The following is a 26365-nucleotide window of genomic DNA, read 5'->3' as shown; positions in this document are numbered from 1 at the left end:
AGGCGAGGATGGCTTTGGAGCTGAATCCTCATCTCTGTCTCGGTCGTTCATTGCAACCTTTCCCTACCGAGATCCCGACTCGCAAGCGTCTGACAGTGCCTGCTCGATACGCTGCTGTCCAAAGGAGTCTGCCGTATCGATGTAACGCATGGCTGACTTCATATCCCTCCAGCCAACATACTCCATCAGGCTTCTCACATCCCAGCCGTTGTCATTGGCCCAGGTTGCGAAGCCTCGGCGTAAGGAATGGCTGCTGAACTCTCCTGAGGACAACAATCCAGCCTGCTCCAGAATGCTGCGTAGCAGTGGCGTAATACTGTTGGCGTGCAGGCCCTGGGTACTGATGTGGCCCCAGCGATTCACCCCACGAAAAACCGGTCCATCCTCAATCTCGGCCAAGTCTGTCCATGCTGTGTAGGCCGTGACGGGGCACAGACGGGACAAGGCGGGGACTTTGAAGTGCTGCCCGACCAACTGACGATCCGCCTTCGTACGTGGCAAAAAACAGATCATGCCCTGGCCAGAAACGAGCTCGACATTTTGCGCTTCCAGGCTGATCAGTTCATCGCTGCGGAACCCTCGCCAGAACCCCAGCAGCAACAAAGCCTTGTTTCGCGTGAAACGTAATCGTTCCGCTGGATCGCACGTAAGCATGGCCGTATCTAGCCAGGCTACGGCGTGGGTCAATTGGTCAATCTGCAGTGGCACGGCCTGCTGTGGCTTTGCAGGATGCAGTGCCGAAATTCCCTTCAAGGTCTTGCGTACCAGAGGAGCCTTGGTCGGATCAGCAAACCCCTGATCCTGATGCCAGTGTGACAAGGCCGCCAGACGATGACGTAACGTGGCAATAGACAACTGTTCGGCATGCTGGGCCAAATAACGGGCAACGCTATCCGTCGTGGCCGGCAGAAACCCACCCCATTCCACCTCGAAATGACGCAAGGCCGATGCGTAACTGCGACGCGTGTTGGCACGCGTTGCTGCCAGCACATAGACATCGACATCGTTCATGGGGCTCTCGTAATAAAGACACGCTCAGCGTAACTTTGGCACGAATTTATTTCGAGAGCCACCAACCCAAACGAATGCAGGCGATAAGCACTTCGTGACAGCTCAAAATCGCTGACCCGCATGAAACTTGGCGGAGTAGCCAGAGCTGAGAAAGCACTCCTCATAAGAGGTTATCTCGGGCTTTCTTTCCGCAAGCCATATTGCTTGACCAAGCCATAGATTGCCGGAATCACGCACAGCGTCAGCAGGGTCGAGGAGATCATGCCGCCAACCATAGGTGCTGCAATGCGACTCATGACCTCTGATCCGGTGCCCGTGCTCCACATGATCGGGAGCAAGCCCGCCATGATGGCCACCACAGTCATCATCTTCGGACGAACGCGCTCTACCGCACCTTCCATGATGGCGTTGTAGAGGTCAGGCAGTGTGGGCGTTTGTCCTTGAGCCAGGCGCTTGGCGCGGACATCTTCCCAAGCATGGTCAAGGTAGATCAGCATGATCACGCCAGTTTCAGCGGCCACGCCAGCCAGCGCAATGAACCCTACGGCCACGGCTACGCTCATGTTGTAGTCCAGCGCCCACATCAGCCACACGCCGCCTACCAGGGCGAAAGGCACCGAGAGCATCACGATCAATGTTTCGGTCAGGCGTTTAAAGTTCAGATAGAGCAGCAAGAAAATAAGCAGTAGCGTCACCGGCACGACCACTTTCATCTTGGCGATGGCGCGCTCCATCGATTCGAACTGACCGCTCCAGGTGGCGTAGTAGCCGGCAGGGAACTGAACCTGTTCGGCTACCGCCTTGCGGGCTTCATTGACATAGGAGCCGATGTCCCGGTCACGGATATCGACATAGATGTAGGCGGAAAGCAGTGCGTTTTCGGTACGAATGCCGGGTGCGCCTTTGGCCACCTCCACCTTGGCCAGTTGCCCCAAAGGAATCATGGCGCCGTCCATGGTGGGAACCAGTACGTTGGTGGCAATCGATTGCGGATCGGATCGCAACTCGCGCGGATAGCGTACGGTAACCCCGAAGCGCTCACGCCCTTCCACCGTCGTGGTCACCATTTCTCCGCCCAGGGCCGTTGCGATAACATCCTGCACCGCGCCCACACTCAAACCATAACGTGCCAGCTGCTGCCGGTCAGGTTCGATGTTCAGGTAGAAGCCGCCGGTAATTCGCTCAGCAAAGGCGCTGGTTGTACCGGGAACGGTTTTCACGACTGCCTCAATTTCCTTGGCCAGGCGTTCCATCTCATTCAGATCTTTGCCGAAGACCTTGATCCCGATGGGGGTGCGGATACCCGTTGAGAGCATGTCGATGCGTGCCTTGATCGGCATGGTCCAGGCATTTGAAACCCCAGGGAATTGCAAAGCCTTGTCCAGTTCGGCGATCAGTTTGTCCGTCGTCATGCCGTCGCGCCACTCTGCTTCCGGTTTGAGGTTGATGACGGTTTCAAACATCTCGGTGGGCGCCGGATCGGTTGCGGTGTTGGCGCGTCCCGCCTTGCCATACACCGAAGCAACTTCCGGGAAGCTCTTGATGATCTTGTTCTGTGTCTGCATCAACTCGGCAGCTTTGGTGATCGACATGCCTGGCAAAGAGGCCGGCATGTACAGCAAGGTGCCTTCGTTGAGGGTGGGCATGAATTCACTGCCCAGCTTTGAGGCGGGCCAGATGGTTGCCAGGAGCGCCAGGGTAGCGATGGCGATGGTTGTTTTCTTCCAGCGCATCACCAGGGCGATGACGGGGCGATAGATCCAGATCAGGAAGCGATTCACTGGATTCTTTGACTCCGGCATGATGTGCCCACGGACGAACAGCATCATCAGCACAGGCACCAAGGTCACGGAAAGAAAGGCAGCGCCCGCCATGGCAAAGGTCTTGGTGTAGGCCAGCGGCGAGAACAGGCGTCCTTCCTGAGACTCCAGCGTGAACACGGGCAGGAACGAGACTGTGATGATCAGGAGCGAAAAAAACAAAGCAGGGCCGACCTCCTTGCACGCGGCAATCAAGGCCTCCGCACGAGACTCGCCGGGCTTGAGGCGCTCGATATGCTTGTGCGCGTTTTCGATCATCACGATGGCTGCATCGATCATCGCGCCGATGGCAATCGCGATTCCGCCAAGGCTCATGATGTTGGAGTTCATGCCCAGCAATCGCATCGCCAGGAACGCAATCAGAACGCCCACCGGCAGCATGAAAATAGCGACAAGTGCCGAGCGAACATGGAGCAGGAACACGATGCACACCAGCGCAACAATGATGCTCTCCTCAACCAGTGTTGCTTTGAGCGTTTCAATGGCACGATGGATCAGGTCTGAGCGGTCATAGACGCTTTGCACGCTGACCCCTTCCGGCAGCCCGCTGGAGACCTCTGAAATCTTCTCCTTGATGTTGTGAATGACCTCCAGGGCGTTCTGCCCATACCGGGACATGGCGATGCCGGACACGACCTCACCTTCACCGTTGAGTTCGGCAACGCCCCGGCGCTCGTCAGGCACCAACTCGACGCGCGCGATGTCGCGGATAAGGACCGGCGTTCCCTTTTCACTTTTGACGACCAGGTTCTCGATGTCGGAAATACCGCGCAGGTAGCCCTTGCCCCGGATCATGTATTCGGTTTCGGCCATTTCAACTACCCGGCCGCCCACATCCCGGTTGGATTCGCGGATCACCTTGGTAATGGTGTCCAGCGGAATCCCGTATGAACGCAGCCGGACTGGATCTACGGTGACCTGATAGGTCTGGACGAAACCACCAATGGAGGCGACTTCCGCCACGCCGGGCGCTTTGGCGAGCTGGTAACGCAAATACCAGTCCTGAATCGTGCGCAGCTCGGCCAGGGACTTGTTCTTCCCTTCAAGCACATACTGATATACCCAGCCCACGCCTGTGGCGTCAGGTCCGAGTTGCGGAGAGACATCCTTGGGCAGACGGCCGGATGCGAAGTTGAGATACTCCAGAACGCGGGAGCGTGCCCAGTAGATATCAGTGCCATCTTCGAAGATGACGTAAACGAAGGATGCTCCGAAGAAGGAGAAGCCTCGCACCACCTTGGATTTCGGCACTGACAGCATCGCACTGGTCAGCGGATAGGTCACCTGGTCTTCGACGACCTGAGGTGCCTGACCAGGGTATTCGGTATAAACGATGACCTGAACGTCTGAGAGGTCAGGCAAGGCATCCAGCGGGGTTTTGAGAACCGCCCAGGCGCCCGCCACGATGATGAACAAAGTGCCCAGCAGCACCAGAAAACGATTGCGTGCCGACCAGTCAATAATGGATGAAAGCATGCTTGCCTCGCCTTAGTGAGCGCTATGGGAATTGCCGGGGGCTGTCTGAGGACGCTTTGCTTGCGCCTTCATCCCGGTAATGACGTACTCCCCTGGAGCACGCTCCACGAACTCGAAATCCACGCCTTGGCCGGTCTTCAAGCCTTGGACGAGCGCTGGATTGGCAAGCTTGAACTCCATGCTCATGGCGGGCCACTTGAGCGAAGCAATGGCTTCATGCTTAAGCATCACAGTCATATTCGCCGGGTCCATCGACTCGATTTCGCCGATAGCTTGATGCACAACGGCTTTGGCTTGCCCGGTCTGCTTGGTCGCGTCAGCGGGGGCTGTTGTCGCGCCGGGTGCTGCAGCTCCATGCGCTGCGTGGCCAAAACCACCAATCGCCGCCTTGAGGTTGCTTTCTGCATCGATCAAGAAGTTCGCTGCTACCACGACCTCTTCGTTCGCTTGCACGCCTTCCAGCACCTGAGTGTATTGCTCGCCTCTAAGCCCAAGCTTCACTTCGCGGGGCTCAAAGCGCCCTTCAGCACGCTGTACAAGTATGAGCGCTCGCTTCCCGCTGTCGATCACAGCGCTGTTGGGCACCGTCAGCACAGGCGTACCTGCGCCCGTACTGACTTCTACCTGGGCAAACATTGCGGGCTTGAGCAGCAACTGTGGGTTGCTCAGCTCCACCCGGACCGGGATGGTGCGGGTTTCTGCATTCAAGCTGGGATAGATGTAGGACACCGTCCCCTGGAAACGTTTGTCCGGGTAAGCCGGGATACTCACGGACGCCTTGCTGCCAAGCTTGAGCTGGCCGATATCCTGCTCAAACACATCGGCAATGACCCATACCGAAGACAGGTCGGTAATCTGGTAGAGCGACTCACCCGGCTCGAAGCGCATGCCCTGGATGGCCTTCTTCTCCGAAACGATGCCCGACACCGGGGAGCGGAAGGTCAAGGTGCGGCGGCTCTCTTGCTGACTGGCCAGTGATTTGATCTGCTCTTGCGAAATATCCCAGTTCTTCAGGCGTGCGAGGCTGGCATCAGCCAGTGACTGCATCCCGCGTCGGGTTTCTTCGTTTCCGTCCTTGAGGGCCTGCACGCCTTGCGCGGCAATCGCGTATTCACGCTGTGCCGATACCAACTCAGGGCTATACACCTCAAACAAGGGCTGTCCTCGGCTGACCGCTTGCCCTGTCACATTGACATGCAGTTTTTCGACGTAGCCCTCGAACTTGGGGGAAATGGAGAAAGTCTTGCGTTCATCCGCTTCCACCCGGCCTGCCGCGCGTAGCTGTCGATCCAGCGCACGCATCGCAGCCGCTTCGGTGCGCACGCCCAATTTCTGGACTTTCTCTGTGCTGATCTTCAGTTCAGTGGAAGATCCCGCCGGCTCTTCCCCGTCATAAACCGGGATGTAATCCATACCCATAGGGTCTTTTTTGGGGACGGGAGACGTATCCGGCAGCCCCATGGGGTTGCGGTAATACAGGATCTTGCGCTGAGCCGTGGCGGACGAGCCTGCGGCAGTCTGGCCGATTTCTGCTGCGGGTTGCCCGTGTCCGGCAGGGCGAGCCCCCAGCCAATACCCCGCCCCCAAGGCGGCGAGCGTCAAAGTGGCAAGACCAAACGTAAGCGTGCGATTCATAGTGCTTCCCCAATCAGTTTCTCGATATTGGTCAGTCTGAGGTGTTGCTCTGCCTGTGCTTTCAGCATCGAAACGCGGGCTTGTGTGATCTGGCGCTGTGCCTCCAGCAGGGTGGCGAAATCGACTTTCCCGTTTTCATAGCCAGCCAGTGCAGATTTGAAGGAGAGTTCGGACTGCGGTAATACGCTGCCGCGCACCAACTCTTCTGACTGCTGGGCTGTTTCATAAGCGCTCAGGTTTTCCGCCAATTCGCCAAACAGGCGCTGGGTGGCTGCTTCCTGTCGCGCCCGCGCTGCGGCCAACATTGCGTTTGCTTCGCGCTCCTGGCTGCGACGTGCGCCTTGTTGCAACGGAATATTGACCTGCAGCATCAGCTCCCATTCATTGATCCGGTTGCCGGACTGAATGGGTGAAACCCCGAGACTTATGTCGGGGTAACGGTTCTTGTAAGTCAGCTCCCGATTTTGCTCAGCGGCTGTGATGCGATGACTTTCGACAACAACCTGCGGGTTGTTGCTGCGTAGTCGCTCGATCAACTCGCCCATGTTGAGCTTCTCTCGGTTTGGCGTGGCGGGCAGTTCCCCCGGGGCTTCCAGAGGGGCTGCCGTTGGCCGGTTGAGTACAGCGTTGAGCTTGGCGCCAAGTGCACGCCGCTCCCCGCTGACGCCAATGAGTTCGGCCCGCATGGCGTTCTGTTCAAGCTGAGCGCGAATCACATCCTGCTGCGGCGTCAGCCCTCCGGCGTAACGCGCCTGGGCGATCTTCTCCAGTTGCGCCATCTGTGCCAGCTGCTCTTGCACCAAGCGTTCGTTGCGGTCCAGGAAATAGCGTTGGAGAAAGGTCTGCCGGATCAGCGCGGAAAGCTCGGTCCAGTTGCTTTGCACCAAGCCCTCGGCCGCACGCGCCTCAGCCGTTGCCACACCCGTGCGCAGATCACGCTTGCCGTACCAGGGGAAGTCCTGCATGAGCAGGTAGCGCGTACTGCCAACCCGAGAAGGATCGAGCGTCGGATTCTGCTCACCCATCTTGGTAATGTCGCGCAACTCGACTTGAAGTTTTGGGTCAGGCAAGGCCCCTGCGGAGCCTATCCGTTCTGCGGCAGCCTCCGCCTCATGACGCATGGCGGAATATTCAACGTTGTGGGCTTTTGCGTACTCAAGCAAACCGTTCAGATCCGCTCCGACCGGTTTCTCTTGTGCTTGCGCATTGAATGCCATCGCTTGCCAGAACAGCACAATCAGCAAGGCCAGGGGGCGAACAGGAAATGAGTGTTTCACGCCATGCTCCACTTGATTCAGTGCTTGGCAAAAACGGAGGTGCTGCCATCCGCTTTGACCAGCAGTGAGTTATAGGGAATGGATTGAGGCCCATCCATGCCGGGCGAACCCGGCGGCATGGAGGGAACGGCTAAACCGAGTGCAGCGGGTTTTTCTGCCAGCAAACGCTTGATATCCTCAGCCGGTATATGGCCTTCAAGCACATATTTGCCCACTTGGGCGGTATGGCATGAAGCCACCGAAGTGGGCATGCGCAGGCGCTCTCTTTGCGCGATGACATCCTTGACTTCCGTGACCTTCATCTTGAATCCTGCCTGGCGCATGTGTTCGACCCATTTGCCACAGCAGCCACAGGATGGGCTCTTGAAAACCTCAACCGTTTCGCCGGCAGCCTGGGCAGGCAAACTTCCGATCAAACTCATCATGGCCATTGCGGCAAGCAGCAATTTGCGAGCGCTTGTGTTTCTGACAGCGTTTCTCATGGCGGACTTTCTTTAAAAGTGATGGGCTCATCATGCGCGGTGCTCTCTGTCAGCAAGCTGTCCTGAAGATTACGAACTTGTAAGGAAGTAACTGAATGAGTCGGAGTTGACGAACATCAAACCGAAGGAGTTGCGACAGAGAGGAAGAATGCAAAAAGGCCTGCGAAATATTTCACAGGCCTTCATCAGCTTATTTCCGCAATGCGCGTGTTTTAGGTGTTGCCGGAGCCTGCGCGTTGATAAAGCATCGCGCGGCTCACTTTTCCATCCGCGCCGAAATCCACGTCGAAACGCTGCGTCCAGTTGTCCGTATCGTAGGTCCAGGTTGTCGTGCCATTGAGCCAGACCGGCTTGCTGGCAGGTTTGCCCAGCGCATGTTCGACCTCCGCCGCGCTCACGCCAGATTTCACCACGGGCAGTTGAGCGAGTTTGATGGTCGGCGCGGGCGTTCCATCCTTGGCAAACAGTGCGGGGCTTGTTGCGAGAAAACCGGTGGCTACCAACGCGGCAACGCTTGAACGGATGAGGGTTGAGGCATTCATAATGATCTCCTGTGGATATTGGGGAGGCTTGTGGGCAAATGCCCTCAAGCACACGATCAGTATGGAGTTCATGAACTGACGACGCGGTGACCCGCGCATTACATTCACGTCACCTCGTCATGCGGTGACGAAATACTTTTCAACGCTTGCCCGAAGCTGGGTGCTCAATGTCTCTCCCGCCAGGCACGCCGTCTGTGCGTGCCATGCGTGCGCCCCCTGTTCGAAGACGGCGACGATGACAGGATCAAAATGCGTACCGGCATCTCGCTTGATGATCGACAGGGCGGTTTCAAAGTCCATTGCGGCTTTATAAGGGCGCTCGGAAGTCAGCGCATCAAACACGTCCACGACAGCAAAAATTCTCGCCAGGATCGGGATGTCGTTTCCGGAGAGTCCATCCGGATAGCCGCTACCATCAAAATGCTCATGGTGGGATCGAATAACTGCCGAAGCCCCTGTCAGCCAAGGGTTGCCGGCTACGATTTCAAGGCCAAGCAGAGGATGGCGTTTCATGACTTTGAACTCGGCCGAATCCAGCTTCCCGTTCTTGAGCAAGATGGCATCAGGAATCCCAATTTTCCCGATGTCGTGCAGAAACGAACCGACGATCAGATCCGCCATCCTGACGTAGGGCAGGCACAGTTTTTCAGCAAGAGCCACGGCATACAGCGTGACGCGGTAATTATGCAGGTCGGTGTCGGAATCCCGTTTGGCCGTAGCGCTTCCCAGTGCATGCAGCAGAGACAGATTAGCATCCAGAATGCGCCGGGATTGCTGGGACACTTGCTTCAGCAAGGTCAGGAATATCGGGAATAGCAACGCCGAGGTGCCGAAGACTGCGGCTATGGCCAGTAGAACACTGCGCCATACCTCCTGTTCCAGTTTTGAAGCGTCGAAGCGATAGACGCCCTCTAAATATCCGGAGAGGGCTCCGTCCCGTCCCGGCAAGGGCAAGACAATCAGAATTTGACGTTCGTTGCCAGCGCCGACCCAGCGTGCCACCCGCTCTCGCTGAGCCGGCCATGGATGAGCTTGCAAGAGAACCGCTCTTTGTGCAGAAGACGAAGCCTTCGCCCAGGATTCGTAAAGCAGCAACTTCTGGCTGCTCAATACGCGGACTCCGAGCAATTTTTCCGGATCAAGCAAGCGCTCAATCTCTGGGTGAATCGTCGTGGAAGGTGCAAGCAGTGCGGCCTGCATCGAGGGCGATTCAAAGTGCCTCACCCCTTCGAGAGCCCGCTCCAAGGCGGCCTGTTCGCCCTGACGGGTGCCCATGACATACACCATGGCGCCCGTCAGCACGCTGATCGAGACGGCAGCAACACTGAGCCTGAGCGCAAGTGAGCGCCTGAGCTGTCGAGGGGATTGAAGGCCTATACCGGCAGCGTCGGACATGTTCAGTGCGCCGGGAGCAGGCTCATAGCCGCTCCGGCGGTACTTGAATCACATGTCATTCATTTTCCATCGCGCGGATGGTAGTGCTTGCTCATGTCCTTGGCCGGGTTGGATTGCCCAACCTTGGGCTCGGCAGGCTTGGGCGCCATTCCGCCTTTTTCTTCCATGTGAGAATGCTTCTTCATGGCGGGCGCAGCTTTCTCTGCAGGCGTGCTGGCGGCAACTTTGGGCTCCTGCGGCTTGTCCGCGTCGGCGGCGTTAGCACCCATGGAGATCGCCATTACAGCAGCCGCCAAGGCCGGGTAGAGGATGGTTTTCAGTGTCATGACAGTTCCCTTCGTGATGAAATGAACGCGCAATGCGTCCGGATGTTGATTTGAAAACTTAATTCGCCCCGATTTTTGGCGGTTTCGCGCCGGCTCCCGCTGGGGCGTGAGAACAGCACCCGCCGCCCTTTGCATTCGCATGAGACGCTACATTGGTCTGCTGCCAGGCCCGAAAACTGGAGGCCCACCCTTTAAGCGCGGCACGGATCCCATGCCAGAATCTAGCGATGGCCATGACGTTGCTCTGCGGCCCGTGAGCTGGCGCTTGAGTTTTGCTCTGTCGGACGCTCTTCGCTGTTTACACAGCCGGCCAGAAATGCAGCCACAAGCAATGCCGCAATCCAAGATTTATGTTGGCTCATGACGACTTCCTTTTCCGTGGTTGAAATTGCTCTGGTTTCGCGTGCATCACCCTCTCGGGGAAATTTCACACTACTGTCAGTCCGTTACTTGGCAGGCTGAATGTCGGTGACGATCATTTTGCCGGCCTCATTCACGACCATGAACTTGACCTTGTCTCCCGGCTTCAGATTGTTCAGCAGGGCTTTATCCTTGACTGCAAACACCATGGTCATGCCGGGCATGTCCAGATTCTTGATCTCGCCATGCTTGAGCGTCAGCTTGCCGGCGGCCTGGTCGATCTTGCGCACCTCACCGTCGGTCATCATCGATGCCTCTTGCGACATGCCCATCTTGCTGTGATCCATGTTGGCCTGTGCCAATGCGGGCATGGAAAGGACAACACCCCAAGACATGGCGGTCAGGGTCAGAACGGTTTTGATGCTGTTCATAGCTACCTCGCGAACTAAAGAAAATACGTTTAACGATGGATGGGATGGCTTCGACATTCAGGAAATGTGCGCCTTGGTCTGCTTAACGCTTGACAACGCTCACCGCGCCTTTCATGCCTGCTTCGTAATGGCCGGGCATCAGACAGGCAAAGTTCACAACCCCCGCCTTGGTGAACTGCCAGATGATTTCGCCTTGCTTGCCGGGTGCCAAGGTCACCTTGCCGGGCTCGTCGTGTTCCATGTCCGGAAATTTCTTCATCGCCTCCAGGTGCTCCAGCAACTCCTTTTCGGTGCCAAGGCTCAGCTCGTGTTTGATCTGCCCCTTGTTCTTGACCACGAAACGGACGGTTTCACCTTGCTTGACCTGCACCTCGGCGGGCGTATAGCGCATGTTGTCGCTCATCTCGATAGTGATCGTGCGATTGACCTTCGCTTTTACGCCCGGCTTGCCGATGGCAGTTTCTTCGGCGCCGTGGCCGCCGGCATGACTGCCACTGGCCAGAGCTGTGCTCGACATGAATAGAACAGCCAGTACTGCGAAAATTTTCTGGCCGCTAAACAGTTTGTGTTGCATAACAGGATCTCCTGAGTTTGTTGGGGGAAAGGTGCTCAGTGACCGGTATGCGCATTGGGTTTGCGCACCCGAACCTCTGTGGGGGAGCTGGGTTGCGTGACACGTGGCATGGCCTGGTTGCCGGCGCTGTGGGCGCGATTGGGTTCAGCCAGCGAGCCCTTGAATTCATAAGCCACCGTGCCTGCCGGATGCTTGAACCAGCCGGGGTCTTTGTAATCGCCGGGTTTCTGGTCTTTGCGCACCTTGAGCGTAGTGAACATGCCACCCATCTCAACCGGTCCAAACGGCCCCTGGCCCGTCATCATGGGCAGCGTGTTATCCGGCAAGGGCATTTCCATCTCGGCCATGTCTGCCATGCCGCGCTCACCCATGACCATGTAGTCCGGGATGAGCTTGCGGATCTTGCTGGCGATGCCGGAATGGTCGACGCCCACCATGGTCGGCACGTCATGCCCCATGGCATTCATGGTGTGGTGGCTCTTGTGACAGTGAAAGGCCCAGTCGCCTTCTTCGTCTGCCAGAAACTCGATCTGGCGCATCTGGCCGACTGCGACATCGGTCGTCACTTCATACCAGCGGGTGCTCTTGGGCGTCGGGCCGCCATCCGTGCCAGTAACCAGAAACTCGTGTCCATGCAGATGGATCGGGTGATTGGTCATGGTCAGATTGCCAATCCGGATCCGCACCTTGTCGTTCAAACGGACATTGAGCGAATCAATGCCAGGGAAGGAGCGGCTGTTCCAGGTCCACAGATTGAAGTCGAGCATGGTATTGACCTTTGGCGTGTAACTACCGGGCTCCACGTCGTAAGCATTGAGCAGGAAGCAGAAGTCGCGATTCACTTCATCGATCAGCGGGTTCCGGATCTTGGGATGGGTTACCCAGAAGCCCATCATGCCCATCGCCATCTGCGTCATTTCATCGGCATGCGGGTGGTACATGAAGGTGCCGGGGCGCCGAGCGACGAACTCGTAGACAAAGGTCTTGCCCGGCTGGATTTGCGGTTGATTGAGCCCGCCGACACCATCCATGCCATTGGGCAGGCGCTGACCATGCCAGTGAATGGTTGTGTGCTCCGGCAGTTTGTTGGTAACAAAGAGCCGTACCCGGTCACCTTCCACCACTTCAATGGTCGGGCCAGGACTCTGCCCGTTATAGCCCCACAGGTGTGCCACCATGCCCGGCGCGATTTCACGCACCACAGGCTCCGCTACGAGGTGGAATTCCTTGACCCCGTTATTCATGCGCCAGGGGAGCGTCCAGCCGTTGAGGGTGACTACCGGGTTGTAGGGGCGACCGCTATTCGGAACCAAGGGCGGCATGGTGTCCGGTGTGGCCTGAATGACGGGCTCCGGCAATGCAGCCATGGCCACTCGGGAAACACTTGATGCAGCAACCACAAGACCTGCGCTGGCCAGGAAATCTCTTCTTTTCATCATGATCTGATCCTCGGTTCTGCGATCAATGTCCGCCATCGCCACCCGCGACACCCGCCACGGCAGGTTCACGAGAAGATGAGGCATTGAGGGGACGGCCAAGCACGGCGGCCTGCAATTGGGCGTCAGCCAGCCAGAAGTCGCGTTCAGACTCCGTGGCAGCCAGCACGCTGGCGACTTGTTCACGGGCATCGGCCAGCAGCTCGAAAACCCCGATCAACATGCCGTTGTACTTGAGCATGCGTTCATCGGAGATGGTCTTTCGCAGAGGCACGATTTCATCCCGATAATGGCGCGCCAATTCGTAGGCGGTTCTGTACGCCGAATATTGTTGGCGCAGTTGCGAGGCCGCGCTGACCGCCGTCTGCTGCGCCCGATGCACTGCGGCCATGTACTCGGCCTCAACTTGGGAACGTCGGGCATCACCGAAATCAAAGAGGGGAATCGGGAACTCCACCTCATAACCGCGTTGCGTGGGTTTGCCGCTTTCGGAATTGCTCACCAAGCCCACGTGAAGCCCATCCACAACGCTTTGCACGCGTGTCAGGCCGCGATTGCGCACCACGGTATCGAGTTCGAAACGCGCCATGCGCACATCCAGCCGTTCATCCAGTCCTTGCTGGAGAATGGAGGCCTCATCCTTGAGCGCCTTCGGAAGGTCCGGCAATCGATCCGGCAGCTTCAGCCTCTGCGCTTGCAAGGAGGTCAGCCCCAGAGCGCGCACCAGCGTTTCCCGTGTCTCCATCTTGCGCTGTTTCGCACGCTTCAGTTGGGCGGCGGCCTCGGCATAGAACTCATGTTCATGCGCCCGCTGCAGACGGCTGAAGTTACCAGCGGCCTGCATCCGGCGCGCCAGTTCGGCTCCCGCATCGGCGGCTTCGTACACCCGCTCGAAGTACGCGACAGACTGCTGCGCCGCCACTGCATTGACCCATGCCTGGCGTGTTTCGCTGATGGCCTGCACGACATCTCCGGCCGATTGCAGACGCAGGCGCTCCTGCGCGCTCTTGGCTATCCCGATCCGACTGGGCAGGAACAGCAGATCGAGCACGGAAAACGCCAGTGTTCGACCGATGTCCAGATCCCGTACGCCCTCTTCATTGCGCACCAGCTTTTCAAAGGAAAAAACGGGGTTGGGCAAGCGCGCTGATTGCGTGACACGCGCCGAAGCAGCGGCATTCTCCGCTAACAGGATCTGGAAGGCCGGGCTGTACGCCAAGGCCAAACGCTCTGCATTCGCTTGTGTCAGCGTTTGCTCCAGAAGGGTGTCTACCTCAGTCTGAGCCTCGCGCCGGGTCTCATCAGAGTCGAGCCTGCGCAGCTCATTCCCGTAGTTGCTTTTGGCAAACGTCGAGGTGTCCGACAAGTTCCGATCCACATCCAGGCTTGCGCAGCCCGACAGCACGAGAACCCCAAATAACACCCCCAGGCGGCCGACGGGCTTCATTTCCGGACCCCTGCGTTTGCGGGCGTTGCGTCTTGCGAGGTGGCCGGCCTTTCTGAAGGTAGCTGTTCGCGGGCATACACCTTCCACCCGCCAATGCGCTCAACCGCATCATTGAGCGCCCGCCAGTTCGCAGCAGGCTCGTCCTGAAACACTCGATAAACCTGCGAAGCGCTCTGGCTTGAAGCGTTCACAAGTGCTTGAGCTTGGGCCAACATTGGAAACGTCAAGACCGATATTGCGATACCAAAATTCCTCATGAAAACTCTCCTGCCGGGGTTGAGGGATACATCTCTATTCTTGTTAAATGCTTTTGCAGGATGTTGCAGCTTCGCGCCCGTCAGTCTGCTGACACTAGGATTACATGTTTGTAATCTGCAGTCCGGGCATGCTTCGTGGCGCACAATTGCGTTAGTGCCTATGAGGAAACAATATGAAAATCCTTGTCGTTGAAGATGAAACCAAGACCGGCGACTACCTGCGTCAAGGCTTGATGGAGGCCGGCTTCGTTGTCGACCTGGCGCGAGACGGTCTGGATGGCCTACATCTGGGGATATCCGAGGAGTACGACTTGGCGATCCTTGATGTGATGCTGCCGGAGCTGGATGGCTGGAAAGTTCTTCAGGGAATACGCAAAGCGGGCAAGCAGATGCCTGTGCTTTTTCTGACGGCACGTGATCAGATTGATGACCGGGTCAAAGGCCTGGAGCTGGGGGCCGATGACTATCTCGTCAAACCTTTCGCATTTGCCGAACTGCTGGCGCGCGTCAGAACCTTGCTGCGCCGTGGCAAGGGCAAAGAGCCTGAGTTACTTGAAATCGGTGATCTGTCCCTGGATTTGCGTCGTCGCCGAGTCACACGCGCAGGGGTGCGTATCGATCTGACCGCCAAGGAGTTTTTGCTGCTGGAACTGCTGATGCGCCGCCAGGGAGAAGTGCTGCCACGATCCCTGATTGCCTCTCAGGTCTGGGACATGAATTTCGACAGTGACACCAACGTCATCGAAGTCGCCATGCGGCGCCTGCGCGCCAAGATTGACGATGGTTTCGAGCCGAAACTGATCCGGACTGTGCGTGGCATGGGATACGTCGTGGAGGTTGGCGAATGAAGCATTTACTGCGTAGATCCCTGACAGTCAGGCTTACGCTGCTGTTCTCCTTGTCCGCAACCCTGGTGTTGCTGGCTTTGGGCTTCACTGTTGCCAGAGCCGTTGACCGCCATTTCGTCGAGCAGGATCTGGATGCCTTGAATGGAAAACTGACGCTGGTCAGCCACGCTTTCGCCCAGCTCCGGACAGAAGAAGATCTGGCCAAGCTTCCCGCTTTGCTCGACAGCTCACTGGTTGGACACCATGGCTTGGCGGTGGCAGTGATTGATCCTCAAGGCGAAGTCTTCTTTCGCACGTCCGGAGTGAGCTTTCCCAAGACCCTTCTAGAGAAGCCGCAATCTGCAGACCGTCGCGGGCCAGTCGTCTGGCAGACGGGAGAGGGGCACTTCCGAGGCATCGCAGGGCAGGTTACGACGCAGCTCCCGGGGTGGCCTGAGGGAATCGTAGCCGTCAGCACGGAAATATCAAATCACGAAGCCTTCATGCAGGCGTTCCGGCAAACCATGTGGATCATCGTCGCACTTGCCGCCGTACTGCTGGGATTTCTGGCCTGGGTTGCAACACGGCACGGCTTGAACCCACTGCGACAGTTGATTGCGGGAGCTTCAGAAGTCACAGCCAGTCGGCTGGATTACCGGTTACCGACTGAATCAATTCCTATCGAAGTGGCGGAACTTGCCAGCACCCTGAATGACATGCTCGCCAGACTTGAAGAATCCTTCAAACGCCTGTCGGACTTCTCCTCAGATCTTGCCCATGAGCTGAGAACGCCGATCAGCAACTTGATGACGCAGACGCAGGTTTCCTTGTCTCGTGTTCGCAGTCCTGAGGCGTATCAGGAAGTTCTCTCATCCAACGCAGAAGAGCTGGAACGTTTGGCTCGAACCGTTTCGGACATGTTGTTTCTGGCCAAAGCCGACAACTGTTTGATTGTGCCGACGCAAGAGCCCGTCAGGATGGAAGACGAGGTTCAAGATTTGTTTGATTTCTACGAAGCGCTGGCCGAAGCCAAGGGCATCCGGCTGGCTCGACAAGGACACGGGCAAGTGTGTGGGGACAAGCTGATGCTGAGACGTGCGATCAGCAACCTGTTGTCCAATGCCGTGCGATACGCAGACGCGGACAGTACTGTTTCAGTCACGATCAGTGAAAAAGTCAAAGTCATTGATGTGTGTGTGCAAAACACAGGCCCGACGATCCCTCCGGCCCAACTCCCACGGCTGTTTGATCGCTTTTATCGGGCGGACACTTCACGTCACCGCACGACAGAAGGGGCTGGGCTGGGATTGGCAATCGCGGCGTCTATAGTCCGAGCACACGGAGGCTATGTCGGCGCCTCTTCGGATTGCGGGACGACTCGTTTTACGCTGTCATTCCCGGAAAGCCCTTCTGGGGCAACAGATCAAACGTGAGGCTAAAAGCCTCGCTTATGCACCTCACCATCAGCCACGCGATTGGCCCTGTTGTCAGTGCCAGCCCCTCTAGGGTATCTGAGTCGAGGTAATCAAATCGCGACAGCAACAACATCCGAGATAGTATTTGCCACGATGCCACTCCATACACCAAGTTTTACTGAAGATCTGATCGAGCGCTACAAAGCCGACCCTGAGTCGGTCTACAACACTTGGTTTATCGGCAGCGAATCAAGGATGAAAGCGTTTCGAGCCATCCGACGTGGCGTCAAAGACACCGTGGACGCGATTGCGGCTCGCCGCTTTGGGAATGATTTCAAAGGCTCCTTACTGGAGATCGTGCTGAATGCGATCACAGAACAGAAGCAGGTTTTCGAAGGGGCGGCACATCCGTTTTACTGGAAACCCAAGTTGCGCATCCCGGATATCTACGAAAGTGACGCGAATCAACAGCGTTTCGGTGCATTCCTGAATGCCTGTATGGGAGCGACCACAGAGGCCCAATTGCTCAAGGAAATCGGCCTGTTGGCTGCAGCCAACATCAAGGGACTGGGTCCAGCAGTCGCCAATATCCTTTACTTCCTGCACCCTACGCTGATTCCGCCTTTCAATACCGCGATCCTCAATGGCTTCAACGCCCTTTACGGCTCACGGCAAAAGCTAGGCTCATGGGACTGCTACCTGTCGATGCGCGAGACGATACTGGAAACCAATGCAGCGCATCGCAATGCATTGTCCAAAGACTTGGGGGCAATTGCAGGCCTGCTGTTCGAGCTTGGCAATGGTCGCTTGGTCATCCCCGGCAATGCCGAACGTGTACTGGACGGGCTGGCGGAAAAAGCCGCCAAGCTCGCCACGCGGCGACATCAACAGGTGCAGTTAGACGCGAAGGAGGAGTCAGAACACACTCAAGTTCAGCACATGCTGATACGGATCGGCCGGTCAATGGGGTACGAGGTGTTTGTGGCACGCAACGACAGGCATCGCTCTTGTCATGGCAAGTCCTTTGCATTGCTGACTATCCCGGAGCTTCCCGCGCTCCCGGCGACAGCCGATGTGTTCGATACCATTTCGCTGATTGACGTGATCTGGCTCAAGCGAGACCTGACGATGGATACTGTCAGTATCACGTGTGCCTTCGAAGTTGAAAAGAGTACGTCGATCTACTCCGGCATGCTGCGGATGAAAGATCTCGCGCGCTCACTGACACAACCAGACTGCCACTTTTATCTTGTGGCTCCGGACGCGCGCGAACAGGAAGTAATGGCCCAGATGAGTCGTCCCTCTTTTCGCGATGACGCCAAGGATTTTCCACTGGCGTATTTGCCTTTTAATGCACTCCGACAGCACTGCGACGCAATGTGCGCCTTGGGTGACGATAGGCGCATGCTCAAAAAAATTGCACGTTTCGGGCTGCAATCAAGCACGGTTATTTAGTGGCAGATGCCGAGCCCGGAGCTTCGTGCGCGCACGCAAGGCCTCTTTTTTGTTGCATGTAGTCGCAGGTGCGCTTGACCAGGTCCAGAACGAAGGCGCGTTCTTCTGGTTCCAAGGGGCGCATCCAGGCCAAGACCGTTTCTACTTGGTCTGATGGCGATGAAGATCCTTCTGAGAACAGATCCGATATCCGAAGGTTTAACACTTCGGCGAGTTCCTGCAACTTCGAAAGTGAAGGCACCGTTACGCCACGCTCGAAGCGAGAGATTGTGTCAGGCGCCAGAGCCACTTTCTCGGCAAGCTGACCCTGACTCCACTGCAAAGCCTTACGCCGAGTGGATATCTGTTTTCCCACGTGTTTTGTTAGTGCTTTTGAACGCTTACTCACACAAGCCCTCGAATGAATGATGTCTTGTCCAGGTATTTTCTAAAAGTCAAAAAGTCGGCGCACACTCATCAAGAATGCACGCCGGAAAAACGTCTTATATAGAAACAGACTGATTAAATGGGGTCAAGTGTTCCCAGAATTGGCACGCTTGAAAATGATGGTCCCCTTGACTTTGCCATCAGCCCCAAAGTCAACGTCACAGCGCTCTGTCCAGTCATCGGTTTCATAAGTCCAAGTACTCGTTCCATCTAGCCACTTAGGCTTGGCTGTTGGTTTTCCCACCAAGCGCTCAACCTCCGCGCCAGACATGCCAACTTTGATGACGGAAACGTGAGCGCCGTGAATGGTTCCCGGATTCTTTGCAAAGCTGGCCGGACTTGCTGCAAGAAAACCAAATACAGCCAGAGCTATGGCGCTAGAACGTATAAATGTTAAGAGTTTCATTCTATTCTCCTTCGTCCGTTGAATAAATGCTTGTAGGGTTTTTCCTTCAAACATACAAACAATGGTAGATCACGAAAACCACCTTGTTGATTACAATTTTGTCATGTATTTGCAAGCTTTGTTCTTTGATGCCACGAGAGGCCTAGCCATGCATTTCCACGACAAGCGGCATACAGTCTCTATGAAAATGTAATCTCTACGTCATGTAAATGACAGCTGCCACGATGCAATCTGTCAATGCTGCACTCGCTTAATAAAGGTGCTGGATCTATGCTCAAAATCATCTTGAACCGTGGAACACTCATCCCGTCGGCGGTTGAAACTACGCTTTCGTCAAAATGGATTCACGCGCTCAGCTCCCTGCAGAGGAAGACGCCATATGCCGCCGATTTCAGTATCTCCTCTCCAGCAACCTGGTAGCAGCGGGCAAGGTGAACGTGGTGGTCAGCTTCCCGCCAATACCGCTACAGGACCATCCTTTGCGTCCGCATTAGCCTTGGCCTCGGGGCAAGCAAGCACCGATGACGCACATGCGGGGCATGGCAGCACTGCCGGAAATTCAGTCGCGTTATCGAGTGCAAGCGGTGGATCACATGCATCGGGACATAGCTTGGGTGTCAGCCCTTCCGGTGGAGGCTCTCACTCAGGGGAAATGCCCGCAGGTGGTGCAAAACATGGCAGCGAGCACAGTTTTCAAGAAACAGCGTTAGGGTTGCGAGCTTATCGTCAACAACTGATAGCTTCCAATATTGCAAATGCTGATACACCGGGCTACAAGGCAGTAGATATCGATTTTCAAGAAGCACTTCGGATCGCGCAATCTGGTGGAACGCCACTACCGATGGCAACGACCTCTGCCAGCCACATCATGGGGCAAACGCCGAACGCCTCCTCATATCCGCTTAAATACCATGTTCCATCTCAAGAAAGTGTTGATGGGAATACCGTGGAAATGGATGTAGAGCGCGCAAAATTTGCTGAGAATTCGATCATGTATGAGTTCACGCTGGACCGTGTGAGCGGTCATTACAAAATGATGTCGGAGTTGTTTCAAAGTCTGAAATAAATATTGTTTAGTACTGGCCTCAGCTATATCAAGCAGAAAAATCGCGGCATCGGCGCATTACTTGTGCCAGGAGAGTTGATCATGTCCGGCCTTCTCAGCATTTCCCTTACTGGGCTCAATGCCGCTCAAGCAGCGCTGAACACGACCAGCAACAATATCGCAAATGCCAATGTCACCGGTTATAACCGGCAGCAGGTGGTTCAGACCACAGCTGATCCGTTGTTTACGGGAGCGGGTTTCTTTGGTCAGGGAACGGAAATTTCGACCGTCAGGCGCATATATAGCCAGTTTCTGAGTGAGCAAGTACTCGCGGCGGACACCTCACGGGTACAGTACGACACGTATTACAACCAGATCAAGCAGGTGGACAACCTGCTGTCTGACGCTACTGCTGGCTTAAGCCCGGCACTGGAAGAGTTTTTTCGCGGTGTGCAGCAGGTGGCTGCTGACCCGAGCAGCGTGCCTTCGCGTCAGTCCATGCTATCGACCTCCGAAGCCTTGGCTACGCGTTTTCAGGCCATGGATGCGCGCTTTCAGGAAATTCGCGGCGGTGTCGAAACGCAGATTGGCCAAGCGGTGAATGACATCAACACCTTGGCCAAGCAGATATCCAGTTTAAATAACAAAATCGTTAGTGCCCAGGCTGCCGGACCAAATGTGCCAGCCAATGACTTGCTAGACAAGCGTGATGCGGTAGTTGCTCAGCTCAACCAGCAGATCAGTGCAACGGCAACCACCAATTTAGATGGCACGCTCAATGTGTTCATCGGTTCCGGGCAGCCATTGGTGATGGGTAGTGATGTTTTCAAATTATCAACTACCGCTTCGACGACCGATTCGAGTCGTTTTAGTGTCGGCATCAAGTTACTGGGCGGCGGGGTGGTGCCGATCCCGGAAAACCTGTTGTCCGGCGGAGTTTTGGGAGGGCTACTGGGTTACCGCTCTGATTCGTTAGATAGCGCCCAGAATGCCTTGGGACGCATCGCGTTGAGTTTGGTGACCGGGTTCAACGCGCAACACGCATTGGGACAGGATCTTGATGGGCAGATGGGAGGCAATTATTTCACAGCCTTGGCCCCCGCCCAGCAAAACTTGCCGAATCTGCTGACTTCAGCGCCATCGGCTGCGACGATCACCACAACGGTCAGTAGTGTGGCCGGACTGACGACCGATGATTACGTGCTGGCTTACGACGGGACGAATTACGCGCTGACGCGTACTTCCGACAGTGGTGTTGTTTACAGCGGTGCGACGTTGCCGATCAATGTGGGTGGCCTGACCATTACGGGCACCATGACGACAGCGGGTGATCGCGTACTGATCCAGCCCACGCGTAACGCTGCGCGCGACATATCCGTCACGATAAAGGACACCCGTCTGATTGCCGCTGCTTCACCGGTCCGTTCAAGTGCCGCCAATACCAACACCGGTACGGGCGCGGTAACACAGCCCGTGGCCAACAGCCTGACCGGCATCCTGGCGAGCCCGGCCGCGCATATCGCCACGCCGATCACCCTGAGCTTCGACTCGACGCTGAACCAGTTCAACGTGACGGGCGCGACGCCAGCGACGATTGCCTATAACCCGACGAGCAATGCCGTCGGCACGAGCATTACGCTGACCAATCCGAACCTGAATTTCTCGATTTCCGGCCGGCCGGCCAATGGCGACACTTTCACGATCACCACCAATGTCGACGGCACTAAGGATGGTCGCAATGCCAATGCACTGTATTCGCTGCAATCGGCCAAGGATCTGCTCGGCGGCACAGCAACCTTGGGCTATGCCTACTCACAGCTGGTCAGTGATGTGGGCAGTAAGACCAATGAAGCCAAAGTTAATGCCGACGCCCAGCAAGGTTTGCTGGACCAGGCTACCGCTACGCAGCAGGGGCTTTCCGGGGTGAGTCTGGACGAGGAAGCTGCAAATCTTTTGCGATTCCAACAAATTTACCAAGCATCCGCTCGTAGCATCAGTGTGGCGAACTCCCTTTTTGAGGATATTCTCGCCATCATGAAGTGATGCAAAAGCATCACTTCACTGAACTATGGATCTAGTCAGGAGCGCGAGGTGCCATAGGTTCTTCACACTTCAGAATATTTGCGTAAACGAGATCGCCTTTCTTTACGGTTCTCTCTTCGGGTTGCAGCATTAGCTGACTACGCCAACGCCCACCATTTGAGTAACCGACAATTGCGCCCTGCTTGCCTTCGATTTTTTCGGGAGATTGCCGGCAGGTATAGCCATAGTTTTTGGCAAGCTTGTTAAACGGACCAATTTCCTGGACGCGTGCTTTGCGCCAGCCATCATGAAAGTCATAGCGTTGCTCATAAACAGTCGCGCAGGCTGAAAGCAGCAAGACAGCCAAAAACATAGAGATGGTTTTCATCATCTGTTTTCCTCTTCGCCCATCCGTCATGGAGTGAAGGATTGAGAGGCAGCGCTTCAAGTTTTGGTATTTATTGTTAACCGAAGCGCTGCGCCGTTTTACTTGACGACGTCAATCGAGGTGATCGTTTTCGCTCAGGTATTTCCAGTGCTGTAGACTTGATAAAGACCAGCCCTTGTAACTTTACCGTCTGCACCGAAATCCACATCGTAGCGTGTGGAATAGCCGATATCCGTTGAGTAGCCCCACGTACTGCCGCCACTCAGCCATTTTGGAGTATTTGCGGGCTTGCCAAGCACGTGCTCAACCTCTGATTTAGTCATGCCAAGCCTAATGTCGGGTAGCTTTTGAGCTTTGACGAGGCTTGCGGGCATGCCGTCCTGGCTGAAACTGACCGGGCTAACAGCAATGAGGCCGAGAGCCAACAGGCTGCTGAGTGCAATACGTGAAATGTTTTTGAATTTCATGGTGTTTCTCCTGGATGTTAAGGGGGAAAGGGTTTACTTCGTGTCACGCGGACGAGCCGGGCGTTTTTTCATCATGTCCCTGTCTTGCTGCGTGATTTCTGCGGCAAATAGAGGTGATGAGACTCCCATATAGATACTGACGGGTTTAGTCAGCATGGCATTAGGACTGACTGTCTCAGGCACAGAAACCATCGATCCCACAGCCCATGAAGGTGCGGTTAGCGCAATGGAAAACATTGCAGCAATGAATGCAGATTTCATGATCTCCTCCTTTGTGGATTAAGGTCGTGAGTGGAGCTCGTTCAGATGACGCCCCATTCACAACTTCATTCTGGAAGATGAACGTCAACGCAACAGTGACGCGGGGATTACATCTCTGTCAGCAATGACGATTTGCGCTTCATTCCGTCGTTTGTTTGACTGTGCGCTGACGAATTTCTTGTTGGGGTCGCCTCAGAAAACGGAAAATAAAGCACGCTAAGCCGGTTGCAGCGGTCGTAGCGGCCTGAACTTGCCCGCGCCGATCTTGGCGCTGCTGCGCCAGAGGTAATCGCCGGTGAGGTTGATGTGCTCCCAACCGAGCGGCGACAGGTACTGCAACAGCGCGTCATCAACGGCATGGCCGTTGCCACGCAGCGCGTGCGCAGCCCGTTCCAGATAGACCGTGTTCCACAACACGACGGCAGCCGTTACCAGATTGAGGCCGCTAGCCCGGTAGCGCTGCTGCTCGAAACTGCGGTCGCGGATTTCACCCAGGCGGTTGAAAAACACTGCCCTGGCCAGCGCATTGCGCGCCTCGCCCTTGTTCAGGCCGGCATGCACGCGGCGGCGCAGTTCCACGCTTTGCAGCCAGTCCAGGATGAACAGCGTGCGCTCGATGCGGCCCAGCTCGCGGAGCGCCACGGCCAGGCCGTTCTGGCGTGGGTAGCTGCCGAGCTTTCGGAGCATCAGGGAGGCCGTCACCGTGCCCTGCTTGATCGAGGTGGCCAGCCGCAGGATTTCGTCCCAATGGGCGCGGACGTGCTTGATGTTGAGCGTGCCGCCGATCATGGGTTTCAGCGCGTCATAGGCGGCGTCGCCCTTCGGGATGTAGAGCTTGGTGTCGCCCAGGTCGCGGATGCGCGGCGCGAAGCGGAAGCCCAGGAGGTGCATCAGGGCGAAGACGTGATCGGTGAAGCCCGCCGTGTCGGTGTAATGCTCCTCGATCCGCAAGTCGGACTCGTGGTACAGCAGGCCGTCGAGCACGTAGGTCGAATCGCGCACGCCGACGTTCACGACCTTGGTGTGAAATGGCGCGTACTGGTCAGAAATGTGGGTGTAGAACGTCCGCCCTGGGCTGCTCCCGTATTTCGGGTTGATGTGGCCGGTGCTCTCGGCCTTGCTGCCGGTGCGGAAGTTCTGGCCGTCCGACGATGAGGTGGTGCCGTCGCCCCAGTGCTCGGCGAAGGGATGGCGGAACTGTGCGTTGACCAGATCGGCCAGCGCCGCCCCGTAGGTTTCGTCGCGGATGTGCCAGGCTTGCAGCCAAGCCAGCTTGGCGTAGGTCGTGCCGGGGCAAGACTCCGCCATCTTGGTCAGGCCCAGGTTGATCGCGTCGGCGAGGATCGTGGTCAGCAACAGGTTCTTGTCTTTGGCCGGGTCGCCCGATTTCAGATGCGCGAAATGCCGAGTGAAGCCCGTCCATTCGTCCACCTCCAGCAGCAGTTCGGTGATCTTGACGTGCGGCAGGATCATTGCCGTCTGGTCGATCAGCGCTTGGGCGGTGTCGGGTACCGCCGCGTCGAGCGGCGTGATCTTCAAGCCTGACTCGGTGATGATGGCGTCCGGCAGCTCGTTGGCCGTCGCCATACGGTTGACGGTGGCAAGCTGTGTTTCCAGCAGCGTCAGCCGGTCGTTCAGGTACCGGTTGCAGTCGGTGGCCACGGCCAGCGGCAATTCGCTGGCCTGCTTGAGGCTGGCGAATTTCGCGGGCGGCACCAGGTAGTCCTCGAAGTCCTTGAACTGGCGCGACCCCTGCACCCAGATGTCGCCGGAACGCAACGCGTTCTTCATCTCCGACAGCGCGCACAGTTCGTAGTAGCGCCGGTCGATGCCGGTGTCGGTCATGACCAGCTTCTGCCAGCGCGGCTTGATGAACTCGGTCGGCGCGTCGGCGGGCACCTTGCGGGCGTTGTCGCTGTTCATGCCGCGCAGCACCTCGATGGCGTCGAGCACGTCCTTCGCGGCGGGAGCGGCCCGCAGCTTGAGCACGGCAAGGAATTCCGGCGCGTAGCGGCGCAGCGTGGCGTAGCTTTCGCCGATGCGGTGCAGGAAATCGAAGTCCTCGGGCTGCGCAAGCTTCTGCGCTTCGGTGACGCTCTCGGCGAAGGCATCCCAGGACATGACGGCCTCGATGGCGGCGAACGGATCGCGGCCCGCCTGCTTGGCCTCGATCAGCGCCTGGCCGATGCGGCCGAACAGCCGCACCTTGGCGTTGATCGCCTTGCCGGACGCCTGGAATTGCTGCTGATGCTTGTTCTTGGCGGCGTTGAACAGCTTGCCCAGGATGCGGTCGTGCAGGTCGATGATTTCGTCGGTGACGGTGGCCATGCCCTCGATGGCAAGCGCCACCAGGGTGGCATAGCGTCGCTGCGCCTCGAACTTGGCCAGGTCGGCGGGCGTCATCTGGCCACCCTCACGGGCGATCTTGAGCAGGCGGTTCTGGTGCACCGACCGCTCGATGCCAGAAGGCAGGTCGAGCGCCTGCCACGCTTTGAGGCGTTCGATGTGTTCCAGCATGTGCCGCGAATTCGGTTTGACGGGCGATTGGCGCAGCCAGGCCAGCCAGGTCGTTTTGCCGTTGTCCCGACGCTTGAGCAGATCGTCGAGGCGGCGGCGATGCGCGTCCGACAGCGGTTCGGCCAAGGCATCGTAGATGCGCCGGTTGGCGCGGGTGATTGCTTCGGCGCTCGCCCGCTCGACGGCGTTGAGGGCAGGCAGAATGACCGACTGCTGCCGCAGGTGCTCGATCAAGGTGCTGGCCAGCACGATGCCCTTGTCGGTCTGCAAGGCCATCTCGGTCAGCAACTGGACGGCCTGCCGGTAGTGGCCCATGGTAAAGGGCTGGAAGCCGAACACCGTTTGCAGTTCGACCAGGTGCTCGCGCCGGGTCTGCTCCCGCTGCCCGTATTCGTCCCAGCTTTCGACGCTGACCTTGAGCTGGTCGGCGACCAGTTTCAACAAGGGCGGAAACGGCGGCTCATCGACGCCCAGGATGACACCAGGAAAGCGCAGGTAACAGAGCTGCACGGCGAAGCCCAGCCGGTTGGCCGGGCCGCGCCGCTGCCGGATGATGGAGAGGTCGGTTTCGCTGAACGTGTAGTGACGGATCAACTCATCCTTGGTGTCCGGCAACGCCAGCAGGCTTTCGCGCTCGGCGGCGGACAGGATTGAACGACGTGGCATA

At 57.0% G+C, this 26365-nt stretch carries 23 protein-coding genes; 5 read left to right on the top strand and 18 right to left on the bottom strand.

The features are described from left to right. Positions 1 to 63 precede the first annotated feature (63 nt). The 12 genes from Q9Q94_RS08220 to Q9Q94_RS08165 form a co-directional block, all read right to left on the bottom strand. A complete protein-coding gene (locus tag Q9Q94_RS08220) occupies positions 64 to 1011 on the bottom strand; it encodes a site-specific integrase (protein WP_305979576.1) in 948 nt (315 codons plus the stop codon). 170 nt (positions 1012 to 1181) lie between these two features. Further along, positions 1182 to 4307, bottom strand: a complete 3126-nt coding sequence (locus Q9Q94_RS08215) for an efflux RND transporter permease subunit (protein WP_305979575.1) — start codon at positions 4305 to 4307, stop codon at positions 1182 to 1184. A 12-nt stretch (positions 4308 to 4319) separates the two neighbouring features. Next, positions 4320 to 5942: an efflux RND transporter periplasmic adaptor subunit gene (locus tag Q9Q94_RS08210; RefSeq protein ID WP_305979574.1), complete on the bottom strand. Its 1623-nt coding sequence runs from the start codon at positions 5940 to 5942 to the stop codon at positions 4320 to 4322. Further along, a complete protein-coding gene (locus Q9Q94_RS08205; protein ID WP_305979573.1) occupies positions 5939 to 7219 on the bottom strand; it encodes a TolC family protein in 1281 nt (426 codons plus the stop codon). Before Q9Q94_RS08205 ends, Q9Q94_RS08210 begins: the two co-directional genes overlap by 4 nt. Before the next feature lie 17 nt (positions 7220 to 7236). Further along, positions 7237 to 7701: a DUF411 domain-containing protein gene (locus tag Q9Q94_RS08200; RefSeq protein WP_305979572.1), complete on the bottom strand. Its 465-nt coding sequence runs from the start codon at positions 7699 to 7701 to the stop codon at positions 7237 to 7239. A 212-nt stretch (positions 7702 to 7913) separates the two neighbouring features. Next, positions 7914 to 8243 carry a hypothetical protein gene (locus Q9Q94_RS08195; protein ID WP_305979571.1) on the bottom strand — a complete coding sequence of 110 codons (330 nt, stop codon included), beginning with the start codon at positions 8241 to 8243 and terminating at the stop codon, positions 7914 to 7916. 117 nt (positions 8244 to 8360) lie between these two features. After that, on the bottom strand, positions 8361 to 9638 hold the full coding sequence (locus Q9Q94_RS08190; protein WP_305979570.1) for an HD-GYP domain-containing protein: 1278 nt from the start codon (positions 9636 to 9638) through the stop codon (positions 8361 to 8363). A gap of 59 nt (positions 9639 to 9697) precedes the next feature. Continuing rightward, positions 9698 to 9964 carry a hypothetical protein gene (locus Q9Q94_RS08185; RefSeq protein ID WP_305979569.1) on the bottom strand — a complete coding sequence of 89 codons (267 nt, stop codon included), beginning with the start codon at positions 9962 to 9964 and terminating at the stop codon, positions 9698 to 9700. Between the two features lie 446 nt (positions 9965 to 10410). Next, a complete protein-coding gene (locus tag Q9Q94_RS08180; protein WP_305979568.1) occupies positions 10411 to 10755 on the bottom strand; it encodes a copper-binding protein in 345 nt (114 codons plus the stop codon). An 82-nt stretch (positions 10756 to 10837) separates the two neighbouring features. After that, positions 10838 to 11329 carry a cupredoxin family protein gene (locus Q9Q94_RS08175; protein ID WP_305979567.1) on the bottom strand — a complete coding sequence of 164 codons (492 nt, stop codon included), beginning with the start codon at positions 11327 to 11329 and terminating at the stop codon, positions 10838 to 10840. A gap of 35 nt (positions 11330 to 11364) precedes the next feature. Next, on the bottom strand, positions 11365 to 12768 hold the full coding sequence (locus Q9Q94_RS08170; protein ID WP_305979566.1) for a multicopper oxidase family protein: 1404 nt from the start codon (positions 12766 to 12768) through the stop codon (positions 11365 to 11367). Between the two features lie 22 nt (positions 12769 to 12790). After that, complete coding sequence (locus Q9Q94_RS08165; RefSeq protein ID WP_305979565.1) at positions 12791 to 14299, bottom strand: TolC family protein; 1509 nt, start codon at positions 14297 to 14299, stop codon at positions 12791 to 12793. A 343-nt stretch (positions 14300 to 14642) separates the two neighbouring features. Between Q9Q94_RS08165 and Q9Q94_RS08160 the strand changes: the two genes are divergently transcribed. The 3 genes from Q9Q94_RS08160 (at position 14643) to Q9Q94_RS08150 (ending at position 18166) form a co-directional block, all read left to right on the top strand. After that, complete coding sequence (locus tag Q9Q94_RS08160; protein ID WP_305979564.1) at positions 14643 to 15317, top strand: heavy metal response regulator transcription factor; 675 nt, start codon at positions 14643 to 14645, stop codon at positions 15315 to 15317. Beyond that, complete coding sequence (locus tag Q9Q94_RS08155; protein WP_305979563.1) at positions 15314 to 16729, top strand: heavy metal sensor histidine kinase; 1416 nt, start codon at positions 15314 to 15316, stop codon at positions 16727 to 16729. The genes Q9Q94_RS08160 and Q9Q94_RS08155 overlap by 4 nt, the downstream gene beginning before the upstream one ends. A 135-nt stretch (positions 16730 to 16864) precedes the next feature. After that, positions 16865 to 18166 (top strand): hypothetical protein, encoded by a 1302-nt coding sequence (locus Q9Q94_RS08150; RefSeq protein WP_305979562.1) that lies wholly within the window; start codon positions 16865 to 16867, stop codon positions 18164 to 18166. On the opposite strand, the gene Q9Q94_RS18030 is transcribed toward Q9Q94_RS08150, so the two are convergent. Both Q9Q94_RS18030 and Q9Q94_RS08145 read right to left on the bottom strand, forming a co-directional pair. Beyond that, the gene (locus tag Q9Q94_RS18030) at positions 18159 to 18521 is read right to left on the bottom strand and encodes a helix-turn-helix domain-containing protein (protein WP_371929843.1); all 363 of its coding nucleotides are present in this window, start codon (positions 18519 to 18521) and stop codon (positions 18159 to 18161) included. The two genes, Q9Q94_RS08150 and Q9Q94_RS18030, sit on opposite strands and share 8 nt — an antisense overlap. Positions 18522 to 18677: 156 nt before the next feature. After that, positions 18678 to 18998 carry a hypothetical protein gene (locus tag Q9Q94_RS08145; RefSeq protein ID WP_305979561.1) on the bottom strand — a complete coding sequence of 107 codons (321 nt, stop codon included), beginning with the start codon at positions 18996 to 18998 and terminating at the stop codon, positions 18678 to 18680. 379 nt (positions 18999 to 19377) lie between these two features. Here Q9Q94_RS08145 and flgB point away from each other — a divergent pair, with 379 nt between their 5' ends. Next, a complete protein-coding gene (flgB, locus tag Q9Q94_RS08140) occupies positions 19378 to 20064 on the top strand; it encodes a flagellar basal body rod protein FlgB (protein WP_305979560.1) in 687 nt (228 codons plus the stop codon). Between the two features lie 81 nt (positions 20065 to 20145). Next, positions 20146 to 22086 (top strand): flagellar hook-associated protein FlgK, encoded by a 1941-nt coding sequence (flgK, locus tag Q9Q94_RS08135; RefSeq protein WP_305979559.1) that lies wholly within the window; start codon positions 20146 to 20148, stop codon positions 22084 to 22086. 31 nt (positions 22087 to 22117) lie between these two features. Here the strand turns inward: flgK and Q9Q94_RS08130 are convergent, their stop codons facing one another. The 4 genes from Q9Q94_RS08130 to Q9Q94_RS08115 all read right to left on the bottom strand — a co-directional run bounded on the left by Q9Q94_RS08130 (position 22118) and on the right by Q9Q94_RS08115 (position 26364). Beyond that, positions 22118 to 22456 carry a hypothetical protein gene (locus Q9Q94_RS08130; RefSeq protein ID WP_305979558.1) on the bottom strand — a complete coding sequence of 113 codons (339 nt, stop codon included), beginning with the start codon at positions 22454 to 22456 and terminating at the stop codon, positions 22118 to 22120. A gap of 131 nt (positions 22457 to 22587) precedes the next feature. Further along, the gene (bamE, locus tag Q9Q94_RS08125) at positions 22588 to 22920 is read right to left on the bottom strand and encodes an outer membrane protein assembly factor BamE (protein ID WP_305979557.1); all 333 of its coding nucleotides are present in this window, start codon (positions 22918 to 22920) and stop codon (positions 22588 to 22590) included. 33 nt (positions 22921 to 22953) lie between these two features. Continuing rightward, positions 22954 to 23181, bottom strand: coding sequence for a hypothetical protein (locus tag Q9Q94_RS08120; protein WP_305979556.1), 228 nt, complete (start codon positions 23179 to 23181; stop codon positions 22954 to 22956). 216 nt (positions 23182 to 23397) lie between these two features. Continuing rightward, positions 23398 to 26364 carry a Tn3 family transposase gene (locus Q9Q94_RS08115; RefSeq protein ID WP_001138070.1) on the bottom strand — a complete coding sequence of 989 codons (2967 nt, stop codon included), beginning with the start codon at positions 26362 to 26364 and terminating at the stop codon, positions 23398 to 23400. Position 26365 lies beyond the last annotated feature (1 nt).

Origin of the sequence: Uliginosibacterium sp. 31-16, from assembly GCF_030730865.1 — a bacterium.
Taxonomy (GTDB): Bacteria; Pseudomonadota; Gammaproteobacteria; order Burkholderiales; family Rhodocyclaceae; genus Uliginosibacterium.
The sequence above is the reverse complement of the archived record's forward strand: the minus strand, read 5'-3'. Positions and strand labels throughout refer to the sequence as shown.

Coding starts and splice junctions, on each gene's coding strand:
- Q9Q94_RS08180 (WP_305979568.1), bottom strand. CDS start 10,755: ATGAACAGCATCAAAACCGTTCTGACCCTGACCGCCATGTCTTGGGGT.
- Q9Q94_RS08155 (WP_305979563.1), top strand. CDS start 15,314: ATGAAGCATTTACTGCGTAGATCCCTGACAGTCAGGCTTACGCTGCTG.
- bamE (WP_305979557.1), bottom strand. CDS start 22,920: ATGAAATTCAAAAACATTTCACGTATTGCACTCAGCAGCCTGTTGGCT.
- Q9Q94_RS08170 (WP_305979566.1), bottom strand. CDS start 12,768: ATGATGAAAAGAAGAGATTTCCTGGCCAGCGCAGGTCTTGTGGTTGCT.
- Q9Q94_RS08195 (WP_305979571.1), bottom strand. CDS start 8,243: ATGAATGCCTCAACCCTCATCCGTTCAAGCGTTGCCGCGTTGGTAGCC.
- Q9Q94_RS08150 (WP_305979562.1), top strand. CDS start 16,865: ATGCCACTCCATACACCAAGTTTTACTGAAGATCTGATCGAGCGCTAC.
- Q9Q94_RS08220 (WP_305979576.1), bottom strand. CDS start 1,011: ATGAACGATGTCGATGTCTATGTGCTGGCAGCAACGCGTGCCAACACG.
- Q9Q94_RS08120 (WP_305979556.1), bottom strand. CDS start 23,181: ATGAAATCTGCATTCATTGCTGCAATGTTTTCCATTGCGCTAACCGCA.
- Q9Q94_RS08185 (WP_305979569.1), bottom strand. CDS start 9,964: ATGACACTGAAAACCATCCTCTACCCGGCCTTGGCGGCTGCTGTAATG.
- Q9Q94_RS08115 (WP_001138070.1), bottom strand. CDS start 26,364: ATGCCACGTCGTTCAATCCTGTCCGCCGCCGAGCGCGAAAGCCTGCTG.
- Q9Q94_RS08160 (WP_305979564.1), top strand. CDS start 14,643: ATGAAAATCCTTGTCGTTGAAGATGAAACCAAGACCGGCGACTACCTG.
- Q9Q94_RS08200 (WP_305979572.1), bottom strand. CDS start 7,701: ATGAGAAACGCTGTCAGAAACACAAGCGCTCGCAAATTGCTGCTTGCC.
- Q9Q94_RS08145 (WP_305979561.1), bottom strand. CDS start 18,998: ATGAAACTCTTAACATTTATACGTTCTAGCGCCATAGCTCTGGCTGTA.
- Q9Q94_RS08215 (WP_305979575.1), bottom strand. CDS start 4,307: ATGCTTTCATCCATTATTGACTGGTCGGCACGCAATCGTTTTCTGGTG.
- flgB (WP_305979560.1), top strand. CDS start 19,378: ATGCCGCCGATTTCAGTATCTCCTCTCCAGCAACCTGGTAGCAGCGGG.
- Q9Q94_RS08130 (WP_305979558.1), bottom strand. CDS start 22,456: ATGATGAAAACCATCTCTATGTTTTTGGCTGTCTTGCTGCTTTCAGCC.
- flgK (WP_305979559.1), top strand. CDS start 20,146: ATGTCCGGCCTTCTCAGCATTTCCCTTACTGGGCTCAATGCCGCTCAA.
- Q9Q94_RS08175 (WP_305979567.1), bottom strand. CDS start 11,329: ATGCAACACAAACTGTTTAGCGGCCAGAAAATTTTCGCAGTACTGGCT.
- Q9Q94_RS08210 (WP_305979574.1), bottom strand. CDS start 5,942: ATGAATCGCACGCTTACGTTTGGTCTTGCCACTTTGACGCTCGCCGCC.
- Q9Q94_RS08190 (WP_305979570.1), bottom strand. CDS start 9,638: ATGTCCGACGCTGCCGGTATAGGCCTTCAATCCCCTCGACAGCTCAGG.